This is a genomic window from Phycisphaerae bacterium (genome assembly GCA_012729815.1).
GTDB lineage: Bacteria > Planctomycetota > Phycisphaerae > JAAYCJ01 > JAAYCJ01 > JAAYCJ01.
On record JAAYCJ010000294.1, the window covers coordinates 1 to 2,555 of the forward strand.

The 2,555-nt window shown below is 61.5% G+C and carries 2 protein-coding genes; both read right to left on the reverse strand.

The window, feature by feature from the left end:
* On the reverse strand, positions 1–788 hold a 788-nt coding region (locus tag GXY33_19060; GenBank protein NLX07243.1), incomplete at its 3' end, for an amidohydrolase family protein.
* Positions 789–964: 176 nt separating this feature from the next.
* Positions 965–2,555 (reverse strand): hypothetical protein (locus GXY33_19065; protein ID NLX07244.1); only part of this gene is annotated, 1,591 nt, incomplete at its 5' end.

Sequence of the window (2,555 nt, forward strand, 5' to 3'; positions counted from 1 at the left end):
ATCAACAATGCCGGCAGACGCGGCTCATCGGTGGGGCGGCACAGGTCCGTCCCAAACAGCAGCCGATCCTGGAACTCCGTCAAAAACCTCGCGGCATAACGCTTGTCGCGGGCCAACGCGTTGTACCCGCTGCCCGCCGACAAATCCCCCCAGAGATTCGGATACCGCCGCATCAGCTTCGGCACCACCCCCTCCTCCCGCACCGGATAGCTCGGATACCCCGCCCGGTCGCCGGGCTTCTCCAGTTCCGCGATCTCAGCCCAGAACGGCGGACCGTGGCCCAGAATGCTCAGCCGATCGAACCGCTGAAGGCACGTTTCCAACTGCGGCAGACCCACATCGTCCACCAACCCGTACCCTTGCCCCACCGCGGTCGTAATGTCAAAAATCAGCGGAAATCCCACCGCCTCCACGTGCCCGAACAGATTCTGCACCATCGGGTCCAGAAACGGCAGATTCGGCATCACCTCGCCAATCCCCTTGCAGCCGCGATCGCGATAGTGCCGCAGAATGTAATCCAACGGCGCATCAGCCGAATTCGTGATCGCCCGCGGATCAATGTTGCAGAACGGAATAAATCGATCCGGATACCCCTCAGCCATCTCCAAAATCTCTTCATTCGCCTGCGGCAAATACACTTCCGGACTCACCAGCGGCAACAACACCCCGCGCTCGATCCCATAACGGTCATACCGCGCCAACACCTCCTCCGGCGTCGAAAACAACGCCTCACCATCCACCCAGGGCCACGGCCGACGATACGCATGAACGTGAATGTCGATAAACATACGGACCCTCAAAAAAAGGGGACATTCTACTTTTTCGCCAATGCTCCATCAGAAGAAAAGGGGACATTCTACTTTTCCTGAGAGCTTCCAAGGCTATAGGTTCTGAAATGGCGATGGCCCAGGTTCTGCCCGTGTCAGCCATTGGCCGGAAAAGTAGAATGTCCCCTTTTTCTTCGTCACCACCTTCTCCAGTCCAAAACCGTCCGCGTCAGGGCGTCCGCCACGAACAGATCAGCCTGGTAAACGAAAATCCCATCCGCCCCTTCCTTCAGAAACCGCGCGATGTCCCGGCGGACCTCCGACGGGCCGCTCAGCAGCGAACTATATCCGCTCTGCTTGTCCCACCACAAGCCCGTCTTCCACGGGTCCACCCGCCCGTACACCTTACAACCGAAGTCCTTAAACCGCAGATATGGCTTGAGCGAAAACTGAATCGCCTGCGAATCCCTCGACGGGATCACGCACCGAACGATCCCGCTCCGGGCCAGTGGCTCGAACGCCCGAAAGAACACCACGTCGCCCGCGGGAATCCGCGCGCAGACCGGCGTCGCCTCGCCCACCGCCTCACGGATCGCCTCAAAAAGCCCCACCAGATCCTGCTCCGTGTGGTGGTGCGGGTACCGCATGCAATCCACCGACACCCCGTCCGCACCCCATTCGACGAACTCCCGCACGATCGCCGCTGCGTAAGCCCGCGTCTCCGGATGACTGTACCGCAAAATCCAGTTGTCCGTCTTCCACTCCGGATGTTCGCGACTGATCCTGTCCTCCAGGTCCGTTCCTGGATAGCAGTTCGTCAACCCGGCGTTGGCGTAGTGCCTGACGCCAAGCTCTCGACATGCCGCGATCGTCTCACGCAGCACATCGATCGACCGCACCATCTCCGCCGGGCCGCCCGAGTGCGTCTGATCGTCGCCCGGCATCTTTCCCTCGCACCGCTGGGCCACCCGACCGTGGTGCAGCGACCGCGACCCGAACCGGATCACATGCGTGTGAATCTCATCCGCCCCCATCTCACGAAACAGCCCGACCACCTCGCGAACCTGCTCCGGCGTATTCAGCCCATAGCAGAACGACCACGAGTACGGCTCAAAATAGAATGCAAGCTTTCCCTCCGGCCACCGCGCCTTCGCCCGGTTCGCCGACGCAACAGCGGGCACGAACTTGACATACGCGATCCGTCCGAACGGATACAGCTCCGGATTCCGCACGCTGTTGGGGTTCGGGCCGATCTCGATGACCGAATCCGCCGACAGCGACACCGTCTTCCAACGCACTTCCTTGTGCGCCTTGTGGTACAGCCCAGCGTGCGACTTATCGACCACAAACGGATACGTCCACTCCTCATCGCTGACCTTCAGCCGAGTGCTCAGCACCCGGTCCGGCACCCCAAAAATCACCTCGAATCGTCCCGTCAGGCCCGGCCTTACCCGCACCGGCTGCGCCGGTCCAACGCCTTCATCCGTGCTCAGGCAGCCGCCCGCCACCCGCCATCCCGGAACACCGCCGATCGCAGCCTCCCAATCGACAAAGTACGTCGCCCGACTCGCCTGAAGGGCCAACTCGCGATCAAACGCCTCGACCCCACCAGCCGTCAGCACCTCCGCCCGCACCCGCACTGAATCCGACCCGTCGTGCAGCCCGTTCAGATACAAGTTCCAGAAAAGCCGGTTAAGCTTGACCCCCTCGCCGACTCGACCTTCCCACACCGCTGTGTTCCATATCTCCGCTGGGCAGCCTTCCGCCAACTCGTCTACCCCGATCCCG